18 protein-coding genes and 1 pseudogene are annotated in these 21,274 nt (G+C 69.4%); 14 read left to right on the top strand and 5 right to left on the bottom strand.

Going from position 1 to position 21,274, the window contains the following annotated elements; genetic code table 11:
- Positions 1 to 40: 40 nt before the first annotated feature.
- Positions 41 to 712, bottom strand: a pseudogene (locus QQA13_RS01920) (lipid-binding SYLF domain-containing protein); the annotation flags it as partial.
- A gap of 112 nt (positions 713 to 824) precedes the next feature.
- On the opposite strand from QQA13_RS01920, the gene hemH reads away from it, so the two are divergent.
- Together hemH and QQA13_RS01910 are read left to right on the top strand one after the other, a co-directional pair.
- The gene (gene hemH, locus QQA13_RS01915; RefSeq protein WP_108470573.1) at positions 825 to 1,880 is read left to right on the top strand and encodes a ferrochelatase; all 1,056 of its coding nucleotides are present in this window, start codon (positions 825 to 827) and stop codon (positions 1,878 to 1,880) included.
- The gene (locus QQA13_RS01910) at positions 1,877 to 2,722 is read left to right on the top strand and encodes an alpha/beta fold hydrolase (RefSeq protein ID WP_108470572.1); all 846 of its coding nucleotides are present in this window, start codon (positions 1,877 to 1,879) and stop codon (positions 2,720 to 2,722) included. Before hemH ends, QQA13_RS01910 begins: the two co-directional genes overlap by 4 nt.
- A gap of 10 nt (positions 2,723 to 2,732) precedes the next feature.
- Here the strand turns inward: QQA13_RS01910 and QQA13_RS01905 are convergent, their stop codons facing one another.
- A complete protein-coding gene (locus QQA13_RS01905; protein ID WP_108470571.1) occupies positions 2,733 to 4,442 on the bottom strand; it encodes a dipeptidyl-peptidase 3 family protein in 1,710 nt (569 codons plus the stop codon).
- A gap of 170 nt (positions 4,443 to 4,612) precedes the next feature.
- On the opposite strand from QQA13_RS01905, the gene QQA13_RS01900 reads away from it, so the two are divergent.
- The 5 genes from QQA13_RS01900 (at position 4,613) to QQA13_RS01880 (ending at position 9,328) form a co-directional block, all read left to right on the top strand.
- A complete protein-coding gene (locus QQA13_RS01900) occupies positions 4,613 to 5,905 on the top strand; it encodes a TCR/Tet family MFS transporter (RefSeq protein ID WP_428992312.1) in 1,293 nt (430 codons plus the stop codon).
- Positions 5,902 to 6,408, top strand: a complete 507-nt coding sequence (locus tag QQA13_RS01895) for a DUF1993 domain-containing protein (protein WP_108470569.1) — start codon at positions 5,902 to 5,904, stop codon at positions 6,406 to 6,408. The genes QQA13_RS01900 and QQA13_RS01895 overlap by 4 nt, the downstream gene beginning before the upstream one ends.
- A gap of 152 nt (positions 6,409 to 6,560) precedes the next feature.
- Positions 6,561 to 6,782 (top strand): hypothetical protein, encoded by a 222-nt coding sequence (locus QQA13_RS01890; RefSeq protein WP_108470568.1) that lies wholly within the window; start codon positions 6,561 to 6,563, stop codon positions 6,780 to 6,782.
- A 167-nt stretch (positions 6,783 to 6,949) separates the two neighbouring features.
- Positions 6,950 to 8,599: an NAD(P)/FAD-dependent oxidoreductase gene (locus QQA13_RS01885; protein WP_108470567.1), complete on the top strand. Its 1,650-nt coding sequence runs from the start codon at positions 6,950 to 6,952 to the stop codon at positions 8,597 to 8,599.
- 75 nt (positions 8,600 to 8,674) lie between these two features.
- Positions 8,675 to 9,328: a DsbA family oxidoreductase gene (locus tag QQA13_RS01880; protein WP_108470566.1), complete on the top strand. Its 654-nt coding sequence runs from the start codon at positions 8,675 to 8,677 to the stop codon at positions 9,326 to 9,328.
- Between the two features lie 33 nt (positions 9,329 to 9,361).
- On the opposite strand, the gene QQA13_RS01875 is transcribed toward QQA13_RS01880, so the two are convergent.
- Positions 9,362 to 12,334 carry a bifunctional diguanylate cyclase/phosphodiesterase gene (locus QQA13_RS01875; RefSeq protein ID WP_108470565.1) on the bottom strand — a complete coding sequence of 991 codons (2,973 nt, stop codon included), beginning with the start codon at positions 12,332 to 12,334 and terminating at the stop codon, positions 9,362 to 9,364.
- A 206-nt stretch (positions 12,335 to 12,540) separates the two neighbouring features.
- Here QQA13_RS01875 and dinG point away from each other — a divergent pair, with 206 nt between their 5' ends.
- The 6 genes from dinG (at position 12,541) to QQA13_RS01845 (ending at position 17,217) form a co-directional block, all read left to right on the top strand.
- Positions 12,541 to 14,658, top strand: a complete 2,118-nt coding sequence (gene dinG / locus QQA13_RS01870; protein WP_108470564.1) for an ATP-dependent DNA helicase DinG — start codon at positions 12,541 to 12,543, stop codon at positions 14,656 to 14,658.
- On the top strand, positions 14,655 to 15,209 hold the full coding sequence (locus QQA13_RS01865; RefSeq protein ID WP_108470563.1) for a HutD/Ves family protein: 555 nt from the start codon (positions 14,655 to 14,657) through the stop codon (positions 15,207 to 15,209). The genes dinG and QQA13_RS01865 overlap by 4 nt, the downstream gene beginning before the upstream one ends.
- 70 nt (positions 15,210 to 15,279) lie before the next feature.
- Positions 15,280 to 15,858 (top strand): NnrU family protein, encoded by a 579-nt coding sequence (locus tag QQA13_RS01860; RefSeq protein ID WP_108470562.1) that lies wholly within the window; start codon positions 15,280 to 15,282, stop codon positions 15,856 to 15,858.
- A gap of 94 nt (positions 15,859 to 15,952) precedes the next feature.
- Positions 15,953 to 16,150: a hypothetical protein gene (locus QQA13_RS01855; protein WP_108470561.1), complete on the top strand. Its 198-nt coding sequence runs from the start codon at positions 15,953 to 15,955 to the stop codon at positions 16,148 to 16,150.
- A gap of 13 nt (positions 16,151 to 16,163) precedes the next feature.
- Positions 16,164 to 16,760, top strand: a complete 597-nt coding sequence (locus tag QQA13_RS01850; protein WP_108470560.1) for a DUF938 domain-containing protein — start codon at positions 16,164 to 16,166, stop codon at positions 16,758 to 16,760.
- Positions 16,761 to 16,815: 55 nt separating this feature from the next.
- A complete protein-coding gene (locus QQA13_RS01845; protein WP_108470559.1) occupies positions 16,816 to 17,217 on the top strand; it encodes a YchJ family protein in 402 nt (133 codons plus the stop codon).
- A 120-nt stretch (positions 17,218 to 17,337) separates the two neighbouring features.
- Here the strand turns inward: QQA13_RS01845 and ligB are convergent, their stop codons facing one another.
- The gene (ligB, locus tag QQA13_RS01840; protein ID WP_199909799.1) at positions 17,338 to 19,029 is read right to left on the bottom strand and encodes an NAD-dependent DNA ligase LigB; all 1,692 of its coding nucleotides are present in this window, start codon (positions 19,027 to 19,029) and stop codon (positions 17,338 to 17,340) included.
- A 93-nt stretch (positions 19,030 to 19,122) separates the two neighbouring features.
- Positions 19,123 to 19,899, bottom strand: a complete 777-nt coding sequence (locus QQA13_RS01835) for an NRDE family protein (protein WP_108470557.1) — start codon at positions 19,897 to 19,899, stop codon at positions 19,123 to 19,125.
- Between the two features lie 132 nt (positions 19,900 to 20,031).
- On the opposite strand from QQA13_RS01835, the gene QQA13_RS01830 reads away from it, so the two are divergent.
- Positions 20,032 to 21,252 carry a murein hydrolase activator EnvC family protein gene (locus tag QQA13_RS01830; protein ID WP_234411251.1) on the top strand — a complete coding sequence of 407 codons (1,221 nt, stop codon included), beginning with the start codon at positions 20,032 to 20,034 and terminating at the stop codon, positions 21,250 to 21,252.
- Positions 21,253 to 21,274: the final 22 nt, after the last annotated feature.

Here is a 21,274-nt window from a genome sequence, read left to right as displayed (position 1 = left end):
GGAAACCCGTCGCACCGCGCGCACCGGCCTTTCCGTATCAGCGTGAAGTGTACTCTTCGAGCCGGTCGCGAAAGTCGACGACCGGCGTCGGCACGTTGCTGACGCCACCCTCGAAGATGCGCCGCGGTGTGACGCCGGCGCCGTACACCGCGGCGTTCGCATCATAGTCGATGCGCAGCACCGAACCGTCGAGTGCGACACCGGCGAACAGGCCGCGGCTGCGCGAGTAGGAGTAGATCTCGGCCTTCATCTGCGCGTCGGTGGAGGCCGTGGCGGTGCGGCCGACCGGGCCGGCCGCGGCGGAGGCATCGGCGCCCAGGGTGAACTTGCCGTTGACGATCGAATCCACGCCGCGCTGGGTGCGGAACACCAGGATCACGTCGGTCGAGGACACGCCGACCTGGAAGCCCACGCTGCCACCGGTCATGGTGACGAAGCTGGGGTTGGACCAGGTGCCGTCCGGGCTCTTCACCGAGATCAGCCCCTCGCCGCGGCGACCGCCGAAGATGAAGCCGGCCTTGAGCATGTCCGGGATCACCGCGATCGCGCGGGCGTTCTGCAGCAGGTCCTTCGGGATCGCCTTGTCCGGCGCCTGCATGATGTCATTCATCACGCGCACGGCGTTGGTGGCACGCACCAGCGGCGGATCCTCGGCGTGCACGGCCATCGCCGGCAACAGCAGGGCCAGTCCGGCAAGCAGCAGGCGTTGCAGCGATGTCTTCAACATGGGGCAGCTCCACTCGGGTTCGGGGGATGGGCGCGGCGCCACGCGGTGCGCCGGGCTTGTGGCAGACTGCACGGTTCCAGCAGCCACGACTGTCACGATGCCACGCAGCAACCACTATACCGGCGTTGCCGACGATTCCGGTGCGGCGTCCGTTCAGCCCGTTCAGGCTGGCGTACTGCTGGTCAACCTGGGTACGCCGACCGCGCCGACCGCGCAAGCGGTGCGCCCGTACCTGGCCGAATTCCTGGGCGATCCGCGGGTGATCGACTACCCGCGCTGGCTGTGGTGGCTGATCCTGCATGGGGTGATCCTGCGTGTGCGGCCGAAACGTTCCGCGCACGCCTACGCGCGCATCTGGGACGAACGCGGCTCGCCGCTGCGCTACGGCAGCGAGGCGCTGGCCGCCGCACTGCAGGCCGAGCTGGACCGGCAGCAGCCCGGCACGCTGCGGGTGGCGCTGGCGATGCGCTACGGCGAACCGTCGGTGGCGCACACGATCGAACAGCTGCAGCGCGACGGCGTGCGCCGGCTGCTGGTGCTGCCGCTGTACCCGCAGTATTCGGCCACCTCCACCGGTTCGGTGATCGACGCGGTGGCCGATGCCTTCAAGCAACTGCGCTGGCCGCCCGAGCTGCGCATCATCAACGACTACCACGACGAGCCCGGCCACATCGACGCGCTGGCTGCCGGCATCGAGCGCTGGTGGGCGGCGCACGGCCGCGGCGAGAAACTGCTGCTGTCGTTCCACGGTATCCCCGAGCGCTACGTGCGACTCGGCGATCCCTACGCGGAACAATGCCGGCGCACCGCACAACTGCTGCGCGAGCGGCTGCGGCTGGGCGAGGACGGGATGGTCGTCAGCTTCCAGTCGCGGGTCGGCCGCGAACGCTGGCTGCAGCCGTACACCGACGCCACCGTGCGCCAGCTGGCCGCCAACGGCGTGAAGAGGCTCGACGTGGCCTGCCCCGGCTTCGCGGTGGACTGCCTGGAGACGCTGGAGGAGATCGCGATGCAGAACCGCGACTTCTTCATCGCCGCCGGCGGCGAGACGCTGCGCTACATCCCCGCACTGAACGACAGCGCCGAACAGGTGAACAGCCTCGCCGCGCTGGTGCGCCGGCACCTGGGCGGCTGGCCGGAAGCCGCCGCGTGACGCAGCCCGCCGAGCGCCGCATCGCGCTGCCGCACCTGCCATTGGCCGCACAGGTCTGGGGCGATGAGAAGCTGCCGCCGTTGCTGGCGCTGCACGGCTGGCTCGACAACGCCGGCAGCTTCGCCCGGCTGGCACCGCTGCTGGCCACACGCTGGCAGGTAATCGCGCTGGACCTGCCCGGCCACGGCCATTCCGGCCATCCCGCCGCCGGCGCCAGCTACCACTACGTCGACTACGTGCAGGCCGTGCTGGCCGCCGCCGACGTGCTGCAGCTGGATCGCTACACCTTGCTCGGCCACTCGCTTGGCGCGGGCATCGCCGCGCTGGTCGCCACCGCCGCGCCCGAGCGGATCGAACGCCTGCTGCTGATCGAGGGCCTCGGCCCGCTCGGCGACGACGGCTCGCACACGCTGCAGCGTTTCCGCGATGCGCTGACGCCACACGGCGCCAGCCGCAAGCCACTGCGGATATTCCGCGACGTCGCCCAGGCGGTCGCCGCACGCAGCATGGCCAGCGGCCTGCCCGCCGAACTGGCGCAGCCGATCGTCGAGCGTGGCCTGGCCGAAACCGATGGCGGCTGGCGCTGGCGCAGCGACCCGCGGCTGACCCGCCCCAGCGCCGTGCGCCTGGCCGAAACGCAGGTTCACGCGCTGCTGCGCGGCATCACGGCACCCACCGCGCTGCTGCTGGCGCAACCGGCCACGCCCTACCTGCCCGGCGCACCGATGCAGGCCCGCGCCGAGTGCGTGGCGAACATCCGTGTCAGCCATCTCGATGGCGGCCACCACCTGCACCTCGAACACCCGGCCGAGGTCGCCGCGTGGATCGACGCGGCGACCTGACGCACGCACCTCAGGGCTGCTTCAACCCCAGCACGTCGAGCCCCTGCTCGAAGCGGATATCGACCGGGATGTGCGCCTGGTCGAGCCGCTTCAGGTCGCCGGCCAGCTCGGCGTCGACGGCGCCCATCTGGTCGGTGAGCTGTTTCGCGGCGTCGTAGTCGCCGTCGCCCTGGATGGTCAGCAGTTTGGCCGACAGCGCGTTCATCGCCGCGGTCATCTTGTCGAAGTCGACGCGATAGCGGCCGGTCTTTTCATCGCGGCTGAACGCACCCTGCTGCTTGAAGAAGTTGAAGCGCACCATGTTCGCCTTGGCGTGCGCGTCGGACGCACCGAAGCGCACCGAGCGCAGGATGCCGGCGAGGAAGGTGACGTAGTTGTCCATCAGCTTCGACTTGTCCAGCTCGCCCTTGTCGGCCAGCCGGGTCACCATGTACAGGCCGAGAATGTCCGCCTTGCCTTCCTCGAAGCTGGAGGCCTGGTCCTTCAGCGCCTTGCGCACGGTGCCCTTGCCGTCCAGCGTGTTCTTGATGCCCAGGCCATGCGCCACTTCATGGAACATGGTGTTCTGGAAGAACGCGTCGAAGGTGAGGTTGTGCTGCTGGTCGTCGGCGATCAGCTCCTTCGCGATCGGCAGCATGATCTTGTCGAACTTCGCCTGCATCACGTTTTCCAGCTGCAGGCGGCGGGTGCCCTTCTTCAGCTGCACCTGCTCGTCGTTGGGCAGGTTGATCGCGATGGTCTTGGCGCCGACGTTGGCGTCGCCGCCGTAGTAGATCGCGAAGTAGGCGTTGAGGTCGGCGTCGGAGCCGGGCTTTTCCGCCTTGTACTTGTCGGCCACCGGCAAGCCGCGCTGCAGTTCGGGCAGGTACTTGGCGAAGCGTGCCAGTTTCGCGCTCCAGGCCTGGTCCTTGATCAGCACGTAGGATTCGTAGCTGGCCTTGTAGCCGTACAGCTGGTCCTCGTAGGTCTCGATCGGGCCGATCACGAGGTCGACCGGGTTGTGCTTCATGTCCATCCAGGCGAAGTCGCTGGGCTGGTAGTCGTCACTGAGCAGGGCGCCGGCGCGCAGCGTCAGGTATTTTTTGAAACCCGCATCCTTCGCCAGCTTCGCGGCCTGGCGCAGCAGGCCGGCGGTCTTTTCCAGCTCGGCCTTGTATGCCTCGTGGTAGGGCACGCTGATCAGCTGGCCCTGCGCGTCGCGGCGCAGCAAGGTGTACAGCGCGGTCTTGTCCTTCAGCGGCGACTTTTCGAACTCGGCCTTGCTCATGTCGGCCGGGTAGAACTGCGCGCCGGGCGGGCGCGCGCCGACGCCGTCGACGAACGGCTTGTCGTTGTCCAGCCGGTCCCACGGGCCGTAGTTGATCTCGGCGAATTCGCGCGTGGCGGGGTCGGCGATCTTCGCCAGCAAGGCATCCTTGTCGCCCCACGCCTGCTTCCAGTACAGCGCGTTCATGCTGTCGGCCGCCTCGACCAGCAACGCGATCATCTTCTTCTGCCGCGCGTCGAACTTCGACAGGTCGACACTGAGTTTCACCGTGGCGTAGTCGGCCAGATGCTGCCGCACGGCAGCGCTGGTGCCGGCGTCGGCCGGCGCCGCGGTGGCAGCCGGTGCCGGGGCCAGCTCCTCCTTCGACACCGGCGCCGTGGCGGTGCTCCCCTGGTTGGAGGAACAGGCGGCCAGCGCCAGCAGCAGGCACACGGGAAGCAGACGTCGGAGCATGGCGATTCCTCGGCGAAGGGGTCGCCCATGGTATCGCGCCATGCCACCAGGCGGCGCCCGCGCCGCGGATGGTGTGAACCTCATCGCGATGGCGGCGGCGGGCCCTGCCGCCCCGATGCACATGCCGCACCGCCGCCGTTCGGCTATCGTGCCCGTCCCATCGCCCCGCCATGCCCATGGACCCGTCGCCGACTCCCGCCGCACCGCGCCACCGGGCCGCGCTGGCCTTCATCTACGTCACCGTGCTGCTGGACATGCTGGCGTTCGGCATCATCATCCCGGTACTGCCGCACCTGATCGAACAGCTGGCCGGCGGCTGGATCGCGAAGGCGGCGTGGTGGGTGGGCATCTTCAGTACGGTGTTCGCGATCGTGCAGTTCGTGTTCGCGCCGGTGCAGGGCGCGCTGTCGGACCGCTACGGCCGGCGGCCGGTGATCCTGATCTCCAACCTGGGCCTGGCGGTGGACTTCGTGGTGCTGGCGCTGGCGCCCACGCTGTGGCTGCTGTTTGCCGCGCGCATCCTGCTCGGCATGACCGCGGCCAGCTTCAGCACCGCCAATGCCTACGTCGCCGACGTGATCCCGAAGGAAAAGCGTGCCGCCGCCTTCGGCATCCTCGGCAGCGCGTTCGGGCTGGGCTTCATCATCGGCCCCGGCGTGGGCGGCTTCCTCGGCGGCATCGCGCTGCGGCTGCCGTTCTGGGTAGCCGCCGGCCTGGCGCTGTGCAACTTCCTGTACGGCTGCTTCATCCTGCCCGAGTCGCTGCCGAAGGAGCGCCGCACGACCCGGCTCGAACTGCACAGCGCGCACCCGTTCGGTTCGCTGAAGCTGCTGCGCCGCCACCCGCAGGTGCTCGGCCTGGCGGTGGTGCTGTTCCTGGTCTACCTGGCGCACTACGTGCTGCAGACGGTGTTCGTGCTGTATGCGGACTACCGCTACCACTGGGGTCCGCAGGCGGTCGGCTACGTGCTGATGCTGGTCGGCGCCTGCGACGGCTTCGTGCAGGCGGTGCTCACCGGCAAGCTCGCGCCGCGCTTCGGCGAACGCCGCGTGCTGCTGGCCGGCATGCTGTTCGGCGTGGGCGCGTTCCTGGTGATGGGCGTGGCCGACGTGGGCTGGGCGTTCCTGCTCGGCGTGCCGCTGCTGGCACTGTGGGGCCTGGCGATGCCGCCGATCCAGTCGATCATGACCCAGCAGGTCGATCCTTCCGAGCAGGGCCGGCTGCAGGGCGCGATCAGCAGCCTGGGCAGTTTCGCCGGCATTTTCGGGCCGTATCTGTTCGCCCAGGTGTTCGCGTTGTCGATCGCGCCGTCTTCGTCGGTGCACCTGCCCGGTGTAGCCTTCGTGCTTTCCGCCGCCCTGATGCTGGCTGGCATGCTGATCGCGGCCCGGGTGACGCGACGGCGGCCGGCCGCCGCCCCGCCCGCCGAACCCACTCACCCACCACAGGAAGATCATCCATGAGCATTTCGATGTACCAGGTCGCCGTTCCCGTCTGCGTCCGCGCACTGGGCAATCTCGCCCACGTGCTGAAGAAGGGCGAGCAGCACGCCCGGTCGAAGAATGTCAGCGACGAGGTGCTGCTGCAGACCCGGCTGATCCCGGACATGCTGCCACTGATCAAGCAGATCCAGATCGCCTGCGACATGGCGACCCGCGGCGTGGCCCGCCTGGCCGGCGTGGAGCCGCAAAGCTTCGAGGACAACGAGACCACGCTGGAGCAGGCCTACAGCCGCATCGAGCGCTCGATCGCGTACATCAAGAGCTTCACGCCGGAACAGATCGACGGCAGCGAAACCCGCGCGATCCACCTGAAGATGCGCAACGGCGAGATGCACTTCGAAGGCCAGGCCTACCTGCTGCACTTCACCCTGCCGAACCTGTTCTTCCACTGCACTACCGCCTACGACATCCTGCGCCAGGCCGGTACCGACATCGGCAAAACCGACTTCATCGGCAACGCCTGACCAAGCGGCACGATGGCGGCCCGTGGGGGCCGCCGCGGGCGGAATCGCCAAAATGTGATGCAAGCCACATTTGGCCACCGCCCCGTGGCCTGCCTTCTGCTTGCTGGGAAGTGACACCTCCACCGTCCTCTCCCTCATTACGAGCAAGCGTCATGGAACAAATCAAATGCATCATCGTCGGCGGCCCGCAGCATGGCCTGGTGCTCCGCCGCCCGTGGGACCAGCGCCGCCCGGCCCGGCTGTGCGTCATTGCCGCCGACGGCAAGCCGTGCATCGCCGCCGCCCGCCGGCACGACCACAGCATGCGCCCGCACTACCTGCTGCTGCACCCGCATGCCACCGGCGAACAGATCCTGACCATGCTGGCGGCCTGAACTGACGCATCGTGTCACCCCGGGCCCCGCCGCGCCGGCGCCGGCGCCCGCCGGAAACCGGACACGATGTCGCAGGTCAGGCGCGCTTGTCGGCTGCGCACCGTCGCATCGACAATAGTCGGCCGGGCCCACGCCCACTCCAGCCGACCGACCGTTCCGGGCCTCCCATGCTGCGATTGACCGACCTCAAGCTGCCGCTCGACCACGGCGAGGCCGCGCTCACCGCCGCGATCCTCCGCCGGCTGGACATCGACGCCGCCGCGCTCACCGGCTACAGCGTCGCCCGGCGCGGCTACGACGCGCGCAAGCGCGGCGCGATCATGCTGATCTACGCGCTGGACATCGACACCCCGCGCGAGGCCGAGCTGCTGCAGCGTTTTGCCGACGACGTGCACGTGCAGCCCACGCCGGGCACGAACTACCACTTCGTGACCAAGGCCCCACCGCGGATCGAACACCGCCCACTGGTGATCGGCTTCGGTCCCTGCGGCCTGTTTGCCGGCCTGATCCTGGCACAGATGGGTTTCCGCCCGATCATCCTCGACCGTGGCAAGGAAGTACGCGAGCGCACGAAAGACACCTGGGACCTGTGGCGCAAGCGCCAGCTGCACCCGGAATCGAACGTGCAGTTCGGCGAGGGCGGCGCCGGCACCTTTTCCGACGGCAAGCTGCACAGCCAGATCCGCGACCCGCAGCATCATGGCCGCAAGGTGCTCACCGAATTCGTCAAGGCCGGCGCGCCGGAAGAGATCCTCTACGTCAGCAAGCCGCACATCGGCACGTTCCGGCTGGTCTCGATGGTGGAGAACATGCGCGAGACGATCCAGTCGCTGGGCGGCGAGATCCGCTTCAGCCAGCGCGTGGACGATCTGCTGATCGACACCGACGCCGCCGGCGAGCGCCGCGTGCGCGGCGTCAGCCTGGCCAGTGGCGAACAGCTGCGTGCCGACCACGTGGTGCTGGCGCTCGGTCACAGCGCGCGCGACACCTTCGAGATGCTGCATGCACGCGACGTCTACCTGGAGGCAAAGCCCTTTTCGATCGGCTTCCGCATCGAACACCCGCAATCGGTGATCGACCGCGCCCGCTTCGGCCCGCAGGCCGGCCACCCGATCCTCGGCGCGGCCGACTACAAGCTGGTGCATCACGGTAAAGGTGGTCGCTCGGTCTACAGCTTCTGCATGTGCCCCGGCGGCACCGTGGTCGCCGCCGCCAGCGAACCCGGCCGGGTGGTCACCAACGGCATGAGCCAGTACTCGCGCAACGAGCGCAACGCGAACGCGGCGGTGGTGGTCGGCATCGAGCCGTCCGACTTCGTGCCGTATGACAACAGCGGCGGCCCGCTCGCCGGCATCGCGCTGCAGCGCGCACTGGAAAGCCACGCCTACGTGCTCGGCGGCGAAAACTACAGCGCTCCGGCGCAACTCGTCGGCGATTTCCTGGCCGGTCGCGCCTCGCGCGAATTCGGTGACGTGCAGCCGTCGTACCAACCCGGCGTGACCCTGGGCAACCTCGACAGCGCGCTGCCCGACTATGCGATCGCCGCGATCCGCGAGGCGCTGCCCGCATTCGAGCGGCAGCTGCGCGGCTACGCGATGCACGACGCGATCCTCACCGGCGTGGAAACGCGCACCTCCTCGCCTGTCCGCATCAAGCGCGACGACAGCCTGCAAAGCCTCAATACCCGCGGCCTCTATCCCGCCGGCGAAGGCGCCGGCTACGCTGGCGGCATCCTTTCGGCGGCGGTAGACGGCATCAAGGTGGCCGAGGCGGTGGCGCTGGGCATCGCCGGAAGCCGGGTTCCTACCGGCAGTTGATTGCGCCGCATCGTGGCCGCATCTTGATCGGATCGGCAGTATCCGCACTGCCTGTCTCACGATGAAGGTATCCCGATGTCCACGCCCGCCCCGCTCCGTATCGACTTCGTCTCCGACGTTTCCTGCCCGTGGTGCGCGATCGGTCTGGCTTCGCTGCAGCAGGCGCTGGCGAAGCTGGATGGCGAGGTGACGGCCGAGATCCATTTCCAGCCGTTCGAGCTGAATCCGCAGATGGCGGCGGAGGGCGAGGATGCGGTCGAGCATCTGGTACACAAGTACGGCAGTTCGGCCACGCAGATCGCGGCGAACCAGGAGATGATCCGCGCCCGCGGTGCGGCGCTGGGATTCACCTTCGACATGGATCGGCGCCGCCGCGTCTACAACACCTTCGACGCGCACCGGCTGCTGCACTGGGCCGAACTGGAAGGCCATCACCTCGCGCTGAAGCAGGCGTTGCTGCGCGCCTATTTCACTGACGGCGAAGACGTCAGCGCACACGACACGCTGCTGCGGCTGGCTGTTGAAGCCGGTCTGGACGCGGAACATGCGCGGGAAGTTCTCGCCAGCGACGAGTTCGCCGACGAAGTGCGCGCGCAGGAGCAGTTCTTCCAGAGCCGCGGCATCCACTCGGTGCCGGCGACCATCGTCAACGGCCAGCACCTGATCTCCGGCGGGCAGCCGCCGGAGGCGTTCGAGCAGGCGTTGCGGCAGATCGTCGCCGCCGGCTGAACGGGTTCGGCCGGGCCGCGGCTGCGGCCCGGCTCACGCGTCGACCGTGCGCGGCTCCCGCCACTGCGCGATCGGCGCCGGGCGGCCGAGCAGGTAGCCCTGGCCCATCTCGCAGCCCATCGCCATCAGTGCATCGCGCTGGGTCGGCGTCTCGATGCCTTCGGCGATCACCTGGATGTTCAGCGCGCGGGCCAGCGCCAGGATCGCCGCCACCACCGTGGTGCTGGAAGTGTTGGCGCCCTTGTCCAGCTCCTGCACGAATGCGCGGTCGATCTTCAGGATGCGCAGCGGCAGCGAGTGCAGGTAGCTGAGCGAGGAATAGCCGGTGCCGAAATCATCGAGTGCCGCGCCGATGCCGATCGCGCGCAGCCGCTCCAGCGTGGCGCGCACGCGCTCGGGGTTGTCCAGCAGCGCGCCCTCGGTGACCTCCATCACCAGTCGCGACGGCGCCAGGCCGGTGCGCTCCAGCAACTGCACCAGGTGCCGGTCGAAATCCGCATGGCGCAGGTGCAGCGCCGAGACGTTCACCGTCATGAAGATATCGCTGCGGCCGAGCTGCTGCAGCCGTCGGCAGCCGAGCTCGAACATGCGCCAGTCGATGGCCTCGACCAACCCGCTGTCCTCGGCGATCTTCAGGAAATCGCCAGGCCGCAGCACGCCGCGGCGCGGGTGATTCCAGCGGATCAATGCCTCGAAGCCGACCACGCGGTCGCTGCCGTCGAGCGCGCAGATCGGCTGGAAATACGGCTCGAACTGGTCATGCTGCAATGCCTGACGCAACTCGCCCTCCAGCGTCAGCACGTCGACCACGTTCTTCGCCAGCGTCTCGTCGAACAGCTCGTAGCGCTTGCGGCCCAGTTCCTTGGCCCGGTACAGCGCAATGTCGGCGTCGCGCAGCACCTCGTCAGCCGTCGCGTAGTGATCGTCGCCGATGGCGATGCCCACGCTGGCGGTCACCTGCAGCTCCTTGCCGGCGACCGGCATGGGCGCGCGCAGCGCATCCAGCACGCGCTGCGCCACGGCGATCGCCGCCGCCGGCAGGTCATCCTGCTCCAGCAGGATCGCGAACTCGTCGCCGGACAGCCGCGCCACCAGATCCGGATGGCGCACGCAGCCTGCCAGCCGCCGCGCCACCTCCTTCAGCACCTCGTCGCCGGCCAGGTGGCCGAGGCTGTCGTTGATGATCTTGAAACGATCCACGTCCAGATACAGCAGCGCGCAGCGCTGTTGCGACCCGCGCTGCATCGAAGCCAGCACGCGGTCGATGCGGTCACGCAGGTAGCCGCGGTTCGGCAGCCCGGTGAGCGAGTCGTGCATGACCTGGTGGCGCAGCTGATCCTGCATGCGCTCGCGCTCGCTGATTTCCTTGCGCAAGGCCAGCGTGCGTTCCTCCACCCGGTGTTCAAGCTGTTCGTAGGCACGCTTCAGCGACTCGGCGGAGCGGCGCCGGGTGAGGCTGTTGGCGATCTGCGAGGCAACGAAGCCGAGCAGTTCCTGGTCGGCCACGCCGTACACCACGTCAGGCCGGTAGCTCTGCACGGCGACCAGGCCGATCACCTCGTCGCCCACGATAAGCGGCACGCCCAGCCAGTACATCGCGGGCGAATTCATGCGCCCCGGCGCGATCTCGCCGCGCCGTTCGAGTTCCTCGATGTCCGCGTTGTCGACGCACAGCGTCCGTCCCAGCCTGAGCACGTACTCGCTCAGGCCACGCCCCAGCGCGCGTTCGGCCGGCGGCGTCAGCACCGCATCCACCGAGTAGGGGAAGGTGAGCCGCTGGCGCTCGTCGGAGAGCAGCCCGATGAAGAAGTTCTCCGCGTTCAGCAGCTCGCCCACCACCGCGTGCACGCGCCGGTAGAACGCGTCCTGGCCGATGTCCGCGGTGGCCAGTTCGGCAACCTGGAACAGCGCCGCCTGCAGGTGTTCGGCGCGCTGCCGTTCGATGATCTCCAGCTGCAGGCCGCGGTTCGCCTCGGCCAGCTGACGGGTGCGCAGCTGCACGCGTTGCTCCAGGTCCTCCTTGCCCTGCTTGCGCTCCAGTGCGGTGAGGATGTGGCTACCGACGAACTCCAGCAGGGTGAGGTCCTCGTCGCTGAAGCCGATGTCGGGCCGGTAGCTCTGCACCACCAGCGCACCGCCGAGCTGGCCGTCACGCAGCATCGGCACGCCGAGCCAGTCCGTGCTGTCGGGGCCGATCTGCGCCACCGGCCCGGCGGCCTGGCTGCGCAGCTCGTCGGCGTTGCCCATGCGCGCCTTGCCGTCGCAGATGACGTACCAGGTCAGGGTGTACTCGATCGCGCTCAGCGGCATGTCGAGCCCGTCGCCGGGTACGCGAGGGTCCTCGACATCGACGTAGTACAGGAAACGGATCGTGTCCTGCTCGGCGTTGTGCATCACGATGAAAATGTTTTCCGCGTACATCAGCGTGCTGACGATCGCGTGGATGCCGCGCAGCATCGCCGGCATGTCGCGCTCGGAGCCGGCCAGGTCGGAGATCGCGAACAGCGCGCGCTGCAGGTTTTCGGAACGTTCGAGCTGCTCGTGCGAATCCTGCAGCTCGGCCCACTCCAGCGCCCGCCGCAGATGCTGGCCCGCCAGTTGCAGCGGTGCCTCCAGTTCCGCAAAAAACCCGGCGTCGGCATGCGCGGGCTGGAGTTGCAGCAGCAACACCGCCGGCTCGGGTTGCGAACACAGGCGGATCGCCACGCGCTGCCGGTCCGGGTGCCAGTGCGGGCCATCCGCGCGGCGGGCCGCGTCCAGCCACGGCCCATCGGCCGCTGCGAACGGCACTGCCGTGAACAGGGCCAGCGGCATGCCGGGTGCGGCGACCACCTCGTCCAACCCCCACAACACGCCGGCCGCAATGCAGCCCGGCCGGGCCTGCACCAGTGCGGCGATCGCCTCGGCCACTTCTTCCGGCGCGTGCGCGTCGATCAGCCGGGCCAGCCAGCTCAGCTGCAACGATCCGTCATGCGACGTCGAATGCACGGTATCGGCACACTTCATCGATGGAGCTCCCCCCAAGCCCGGGCTCGACCAGTACACCCATCGAAACCATGCGGCAACGTTGGCGTCGGGCTTTGCTGAGCCTGCCCTCATGTGGGCCGACGCGCAATACCGATAAACTGCCCCATGGCATCCGGCCGGCCACGCCATCCGTCGGCCAGCGCCCTGTTTCCATGTGATCCGCACCGCAGGTTCCCGATCCGCCCATGCTCGCCGATACCACCAAGGACGCCATCCGCGCCGCCTACGCACGCCTCAAGGAAGGCCTGCCGGGTTTCCGCGCACGTGCCTCGCAGGGGCGGATGATCGCCGAGACGGCCAAGGCGTTCGCTCGCGCCGGCGGCGTGGCGGCGGTCGAGGCGCCCACCGGCACCGGCAAGTCGATGGCCTACCTGATCGCCGGCGTCGACGTGGCCCGCTTCCAGAAGAAGAAGCTGCTGATCGCCACCGCCACCGTGGCGCTGCAGGAACAGCTGGTGCAACGGGACATCCCGCTGTACCTGCAACTCAACGGCATCGAGGCGAAGGTGGCACTGGCCAAGGGCCGCGGCCGCTACCTGTGCCCGCGCAACCTGCTGATGGCGGCGAACAGCGTCCATGACGCGCAGATGGGCCTGGCCGGTTTCGAGGCGGACCTGATGCTGTGGAGCAAGCCGCCGCAGCCGCGCGACAAGCAGGCGCTGGCGAAGTTGCGCGACGCGTTCGACCGCGGTGAATGGAACGGCGACATGGACAGCGCGCCGGAGCCGGTCAGCGACCTGCTGCGGCCGATGATCACCACCAGCGCCGGCGGCTGCACCAACCGCAAGTGCGGCCATTTCATGGTCTGCCCGTTCTTCGCCGCGCGCCGCGCGGTGGACGACGCCGAGATCATCGTGGCGAACCAGGACCTGGTGCTGGCCGACCTGACCATGCCGGGCGAGGGCGACGGCGGCGCCGATCCGGCCTGGGGCGGGGTGATCCTGCCGCGACCGGACGAGACGCTGTACGTGTTCGACGAAGCCCACCACCTGCCGGGCAAGGCGATCGACCGCGGCGCGGCCGAGGTCTACATGACCGCCAGCGTGCGCCAGCTGAGCCGGCTCGGCCGGCAGGTGCACGCGGCGTATTCACTGACCGACAAGGAAACCCTGGGCAAGCTTTCGCTGGACGCCGGCGACGCGAAGCTGCAGGAACTCAGCGACGCGCTGGAAGAACTGGAAAAGGAGATCCGTCTCGGCTGGCTGCCCGATCCGGCCGAGGCCGAACCGATGTACCGCGGCTCGCTGGGCCAGCTGCCCGAACCATGGGTGGAACATGCGCGCCTGCTCGGAATGTTCACCGGCGAAGTGCAGCGCTGGCTCGGCGCGGTGCGCCGCGCAGTGGTCGAGATGACCGACGGCGGCCCGACCCAGGAAGCGCTGGCGCGCGAGCTGGGCATCGCGCTGGAACGCATCGGCAGGCAGGCCGCTTGCTGGCGCGCGTGGTCCGGCGACGATCCCGACGACGCACCGCCGCTGGCGCGCTGGGTCACCCTGGGCGCCGACCAGCAACTGGTCTGCCACGCCTCGGCGGTGTCCGCCGCCGGCCTGCTGCGCAGCGTGCTGTGGGGCAACGCCAGCGGTGTGCTGCTGACCTCGGCCACGCTGAGCGCCGGCGGCAATTTCCGCGGTTTCGCCGACGCGGTGGGCCTGCCCGACGACGCGGCAACGCTGAGCCTGCCCTCGCCGTTCAACCTCGAAGCGCAGGCGCGGCTGGAAGTGCCGGCGATGCGCACGCTGCCCGACGCACGCGAGGCGCACGCGGAGGAAATCAGCGAGTGGCTGGCCGAGAACCTCGACTGGGACGCCGGCAACCTGGTGCTGTTCACCTCGCGCCAGAAGCTTGACCGCGTACTGCAGAAGTTGCCGATCGCGCAGGTGCGCAAGGTGCGCGCACAGGGCTCGCTGGGCAAGTCGCAACTGGTCGCCGAGCATTGCGCCGACATCGAGGCCGGCAAGGGCAGCACGCTGTTCGGGCTGGCCTCGTTCGGCGAAGGCCTGGACCTGCCGGGCAAGCTGTGCGAGACGGTGGTGATCACCCAGCTGCCGTTCGCGGTGCCCACCGACCCGGTCGGCGCCACCTATGCCGAGTGGCTGGAATCGCGCGGACGCAACCCGTTCATCGAGGTCAGCATCCCCGAGGCCACCCGCCTGCTCACCCAGTACTGCGGCCGCCTGATCCGCAACGAGAGCGACCACGGCCGCATCGTGCTGCTGGACCGACGCGTGGTCACCAAGCGCTACGGCAGCGGCATGCTGAAGGCGCTGCCACCATTCCAGCGCGTAATCGAGAGGACCGCATGATCATCCGCCTGGCCGACCGTCCGTTGCAGCCGTGGAAGAACGGCCTGGGCCGCACTCGCGAAATAGCCGTCCAGCCGTCCACTGCCGGCATGGATGATTTCCTGTGGCGGGTGAGCGTGGCCGAGGTCGACAGCGCCGCGCCGTTCTCCGTGTTTCCCGGCATCGACCGGGAGATCGTGCTGCTCGACGGCGCCGGCTTCACGATGACGGTGGATGGCGGGCGGACGCACGCGCTAACCACGCCGTTCGCGCCGTTCGCGTTTCCCGGCGAGGCGAGGGTTGATGTGGCGCTGGTCGGCGGCCCCACTCGCGACTTCAACCTGATGCTGCGCCGCGGACGCGTGCGCGGCGCGATCGACGTATGGCGCGATGCAGGGCCGCACCTGACCGACGCCACCACCACGCTGGTGTATTGCGCCCGCGGTGCGATCGACAGCGCCGACGGCATGCTGCGCGCGGGTGACGCCTGGCGGCCGTCGTCCGCTGCCCCGACGCTGACCGTGCAGCCGGGCGCGCTGGCGCTGGTCGTGCGGGTCGAAGCCGTCTCCTGACGATTGTCACTATGGCGCGACGTGGCAGCCATCTATAGTCGGCGCTTGCCGTCACCACCGGAATCCCGCCATGCCCGTGCTGATCCTCGGCCTGCTGATCTTTCTCGGTATCCACTCGCTGCGCATCTTCGCCGACAGCTGGCGCAACCAGCAGCGGACGCGGTTTGGCGAGCTGGGCTGGAAAGGCCTCTACTCGGTGGTCTCGATTATCGGCCTGGTGCTGATCGTGTACGGCTTCGGCCTGGCAAGGCAGCATCCCGTGCCGCTGTACGTGCCGCCACTGTGGCTGCGTCACCTCAACGCGCTGTTCACCCTGTTCGCCTTCGTGCTGGTGGCGGCCGCGTACATCCCGCGCAACCACCTCAAGGCGAAGTTCGGCCATCCGATGCTGCTGGGCGTGAAGACCTGGGCGGTCGGTCACCTGCTGGCCACCGGCATGCTGCACGACGTGCTGCTGTTCGGCGCGTTCCTGCTGTGGGCTGTGCTGCTGTTCATCGTGTCGCGCCGACGCGATCGCGCCGCCGGCACGGTCTATCCGGCCGGCACCCTGGTCGGTGACCTGCTGGCCGTGGTGGTCGGTATCGCCGGCTGGGCCGTGTTCACGCTGTGGCTGCACCTGGCGCTGATCGGCGTGAACCCGATGGCATGAGCCTTTCGCGCGGGGGTGTCGAGAGTCACCTGCGCGCCCGCGTCGACCTGCGTTAAAGTCGGCATCGACCCCACCCCTCCACGAGGATCACCACATGGCTGGTTTCCTGCTCTGGCTGTTGCTGCTGGTGTTCTGCTGGCCGCTCGCGCTGCTGGCGCTGGTGCTGTACCCGATCGTGTGGCTGCTGTTGCTGCCACTGCGGCTGGTCGGCATCACCGTGAGCGCCGTGTTCGCCTTCCTCGGCGCACTGCTGATGCTGCCCGCCCGCGTACTGCGCGGCTATCCGGTCTGACGCGCGCCTGCGCGTGGAGAAGCCGCACTCGCCTTCGTGCGAGCGCAACCGCGAACCGATCCTCGGCGTGTTGCGCGAACATTTCGCCGACCGCCGACAGGTGCTGGAAATCGGCAGCGGCACCGGCCAGCACGCAGTGCATTTCGCCGCGGCGCTGCCGCAGCTGGGCTGGCAGAGCTCCGACCGCGCGGAAAACCTGCCCGGCATCCGCGCCTGGCTGGACGAGGCGGCGCTGCCGAACACGCCGCCGCCACTGGAACTCGACGTCGGCGGCGCCTGGCCGAACGGCCCGTTCGACGCGGTGTTCAGCGCCAACACCCTGCACATCATGGCCTGGCCCGAGGTGCAGCGGCTGTTTGCACGGTTGCCCGTGATCACCACTGGCGATGCCGTGCTGGCGATCTACGGGCCGTTCAATGAGCAGGGCCGCTACAGCAGCGACAGCAATGCGGCGTTCGACACCTGGCTGAAGACACGCGGCGCGCACATGGCGATCCGCGACGCCGAAGCCGTCGACGCACTGGCCGACGCCGCCGGTTTCCGCCTGCGCGCCGACGTCGCGATGCCGGCCAACAACCGCTGCCGCGTGTGGCAACGCGTCCACGGCTGAGCATCGCCCACACACCAGACCTGCATGATCGCGCCGAACCGGGTACAAAGGCGGCATGAAGTCGATCGACACGCTGACCCCCTGCCCCTGCGGCAACCCGGCCGGTTACAGCCAATGCTGCGGGCCGCTGCATGACGGCGCCATCGCCGCCACGGCCGAACAACTGATGCGCTCGCGCTACAGCGCCTACGTGCTCAAGCGCGAGGACTACCTGCTCGCCAGCTGGCATGCCGACACTCGCCCGGCCTCGCTGCGGCTGTCCGCGCAGCAGCCGCCGCCGACCTGGCTGGGACTGGAAGTGCGCCGCCTGCACACCATCGACGACCACCACGCCACGGTCGAATTCGTCGCCCGCTACCGCCTCGGCGGCGGCCGTGCGCAACGCCAGCACGAGACCAGCCACTTCGTGCAGGAAGGCGGCCGCTGGTATTACCACGATGGCGAACTGAAGGGCTGAAGCGGCCACTGGCGATCATGCGCCCACGCTTGCAGCGGGTGTGCCGCCGGCCGCCGTTGCCGCACGCGACGCCAGCGCCGGCGGGCCGTGCCCGTCCCGCCGGAACCACCGGACCCGCCTTCAGAAGCCCGACACGCCGGCGGCGTGCAGGCGCGCCGCCTGTGCGCGCACCTCGCGGCAGCCGAAGAACGCCACCAGCTGGTTCGCGCGACCGGCACCGATACCCTCCAGCGCCTGCCAGTCGCTCGCCCCGCGCGCGCTCAGGGTGGCCCAGTCGGGCAGTCCGGCCGTCACGCTTGACGGCACCCCCAACGCCTGCAGCCAGCGCGCGAACGGACGATCGCGCGCACCGGCGAAACTGCGCGCCAATGTCGCCGCGCGACTGGCGCCCAGGCCGGGCACGCTCGCCAGTTGCTCCGGCGTGAGATCCATCCAGTCCAGCAGGTGGCGGACCTGGCCGGCATCGATCAGTGCCTGCCAGGTATCCGCACCGAGGCCGTCCAGTTGCAGGCCCTGCCGGCCGCCCAGCCACACCAGCCGCGCACGGAACTGCTGCTCGCAACCCGGCGTCGGCGACCAGCAGCTGAGCGCGTCATGCGTCGCCGGATCCGGCGGCGTCACCACCGCGCGCTGCTGCGTACGCCACGCCACCGACTGCAGGCGCGGAATGGTCAATCCGGCCAGCACCACCTCGACCTGGTCGCCGGGGCGGATGTCGAGTTCGCGCCAGCGCCTGAGCGACCCCACGCTGACCCGCTGCACGCGGTGATCGTCCAGTTGCACCGGCTCCAGCTCCAGCACCGGCGTGATGCGGCCGCTGCGACCCACGGTGAAATCCACCGCACGCACTTCGGCCAGCGCCGACGCGGCCGGGTACTTCCACGCCACCGCCCAGTCCGGTGGCGCCGCCGGCCAGCTCGACGCCGGCGGCCGATGGCCCTGGCGCAGCACCGTGCCATCGGCGGCGAACGGCATGGCGTGGCGATACCACTGTTCGCGCCAGCGCTTCACCTCGTCCAGCGTCGTTACCGGCTGCGTATACGCCACGCTGTCGGCCAGACCCATCGCCGCCAATCCGGCCAGCCGCGCCGGCATGTCGGCCGGGCCGCTGGGCCAGTCCCATACGAACAGGCCGATCTGCGCCGCGCTGTCGGCATCCAGCGCATCGCGCGCCAGTGCGCCGGCCACCGTCGAACGGGCGTTGGCACCGCCGTCGTCGGCCTGCACGTGGCCGGGCAGGCGCCAGTACAACTCGCCCTGCAATACCACGCGTGCCGGCGCATGGGGCAGCCGTTTGGGAATCGCCTCGATCGCCTGCGCCAGCCGCGTCCAGTCCGAGCCATGCAGGCCGTCGCCGCGGCTGCTCGCCTGGCGCAACTGGCCGTCCACGTACAGCAGGGTGACCGCCACGCCATCAGCCTTCGGCTGCACCCACAGGTCATGGTCGCCGTGCGCGTGCATCCATGCCTCGACCGCCGCCACGTCGGGCAGCTTGGCCAGCCCGGTCTGCGCCACCGGCGAACGTATCCGGCCGCTGGCGTCGGCGAGAGGCGCCAATGGCGCCGGTGCCTGCGCGGGAAAGCAGCGCTGCCATGCGGCGAGGCGCTGCATGGCCTGGTCGTAGACCGCGTCGCTCACCGGCGACTGGCCTTCGACGCGGTACGCGTGGTTCCAGCCTTCCAGCCGGTCATGCAGCGCGGCGAGCTCCTGCTGCGCCCGTGCCGGCGACCAGTCCGGGCACGCGGTCGCGTGCGCCACGCCGGCAATGGACAACACGATGCCGGTGCCCAGCGAAAACCATTTCATGCGCATGTGCCCGTTCCGTTCCGTGGACCTGGCGACAGGCTAGCCGCCGGCCGCACGTACCGGCAGCCGACGATGCCGATCGCCGGCGTAGGCGTCGGGCTAGTGACGCAGCACGAGCTCGCCGAAGCGCAGCATCGTCTCGCCGTGGAAGCGGCCGTTCGGCCCGAAGCGACGCTCCGCGATCACGCCGCGGCCATCGTGGCCGATCGCCACCACGGTGCTGGCGCGGGTGCCGTACTGCTCGCCGCGGATGAACGCCGGCGACAGCAGGCGCTCGCGCTCCAGACCCACCCCGGTGTCCGGCAGCTGCGCATCCAGGGCCTGCTGTTCGTCGGCAAGCGCCTCGAACAGCGGCGCGAAATCCGCGTCGCCGCCAGCCTCGATCCACTGCTGCAGCCGTTGCATCAGCAGGCGGGTCTTCGGCCATGGCGTGTTGAAGTCGGCGTTCGACAGGCCATGCACGCCGGGTGTCACCGCCTGCGCGCGCGGTTCGGGGCGGTTGCCGAGGTAGAACGCCGCGTGCGCATCGAAGGTGAGCAGGTTGAACGGGCGATAATCGGCGGCGGTGCGCAGCAGTTGCTGCGCGTGCGTGGCGGCATCGGCGGCGCCACGCAGGTAGTCGGTAGCGAGCAGGCCGCGCGAGGTGCCCAGTTGCGGGTCGCGCGGGTCGCGCACGTTGGTCACCACGCAGCAGCGCCCGCCATCGGTGACACCCAGCCAGGTGCCGCCAGCCTCCAGGTCGCGACCGCCGACGATCGGCGCATCGTCCCAACGCGCCAGCGCCGCACTGGGCCGCGCATGGAACTCGTCGCGGTTGCCCACCAGCAGCAGGCGCCAGCGTGGATGCGTATCCCAGGCGAACGCGATCAGGCACATGCGCGAAACTTACGCCACACCGGCCATCACGGCCAGGGAAAGTTCGCCGGGCATCCACGCGCACGCACGACCGGGGACAGTCCCTGGCGGCGGCGTCTCGCCTGGATCAGCGGGCTCGGTGATAATCCGGCCATGCCCAAGCCCGTCCGCCCGCTCCAGCACGTCCTGCTCACCGTTGCCATCGGTCTTGCCACCACGTTCACGACAGCCGCCTTGCAGGCGCGCCAGGACGGCAAGAGCCGCAGCGAACAGGTCGAGGCGAAGCAGAAACTGGCCGAGCTGCACCACCAGATGGAGGCGCTGGCCAAAGAGCAGGCCGACACCGCCGCCCGCCGCGACAGCGTCAACGCCGAACTGGCCCAACAGGCCAACGCGCTGGCCGGCGCGGCGCGCGCGGTGCACCAGACCGATACCGAACTGGCGGCCAAGCAGCAACAGCTGGATCAGCTGCAGCAGCAGCGCACCACCCTGAAACAGACACTGGACAGCCAGCGCGCCGCGATCGCCGACTTGCTGCGCGCCACCTACGCGCTCGGCCACGGCTCGGACCTGCGCCTGTTGCTGGGCGACGAGGACGTCGCGCGCATCGCCCGTGCGCTGGTGTACTCGAAATACTTCCAGCAGGACCGCGTGCAGCGCGTGCAGCAACTGATGGCCGACCTGGCCAAGCTGCAGGAGCTGGAAGATGCGATCACCGCCGAACAGCAGGCGCTGCAGGCAACCCGGACCCAGCGCGAACAGCAGGCGGCCACGCTGGCCAAGCAGCGTGCCGCGCAGCAGAAGCTGGCCGCCGAAACCGACGCCCGCTACAAGGACCAGGCGCAGCGGCTGGCCGCGCTGAAGCAGAACGCGCAATCACTCAACAACCTGCTCGACAAGCTGCAGAAGGCGATCGACGAAGCCGCCGCCCGCGCCACCGCCGAACGCGCCGCGGCGATCAGGAAGCACCCCGGGCGCAAGCCGCCACCGCCGCTCGAAGTCGGCGGCGCCGGCGCCAACATCCGCGGCAACCTGCCGTGGCCGGCCAGCGGCGTGGTCAACAGCTACGGCAGCGGCGTGCTGATCAAGGCCAGCGGCGGCAGCGAGATCCATGCGGTGGCACGCGGCCGGGTGATCTACGCCGGCTTCCTGCGCGGCTACGGCATGCTGCTGATCCTCAACCACGGCAACGGCTGGATGAGCATGTACGGCAACAACGAAACCCTGCTGCACGACGTCGGCGACCAGGTCGAGGCCGGCCAGGCGATCGGCACCGCCAGCCCGCCCACCGGCGCCAATACCGGGGTCTATTTCGAACTGCGCAAGGCTGGCAAGCCGGTCGACCCGCGCAGCTGGCTGAGCCAGCACCGTTGACGCGATCGCCGCCGCATCGCAG

The sequence above is a fragment of the Rhodanobacter thiooxydans genome (genome assembly GCF_030291135.1).
Classification (GTDB): domain Bacteria; phylum Pseudomonadota; class Gammaproteobacteria; order Xanthomonadales; family Rhodanobacteraceae; genus Rhodanobacter; species Rhodanobacter thiooxydans_A.
This window is presented reverse-complemented; position numbering and strand designations above follow the sequence as displayed.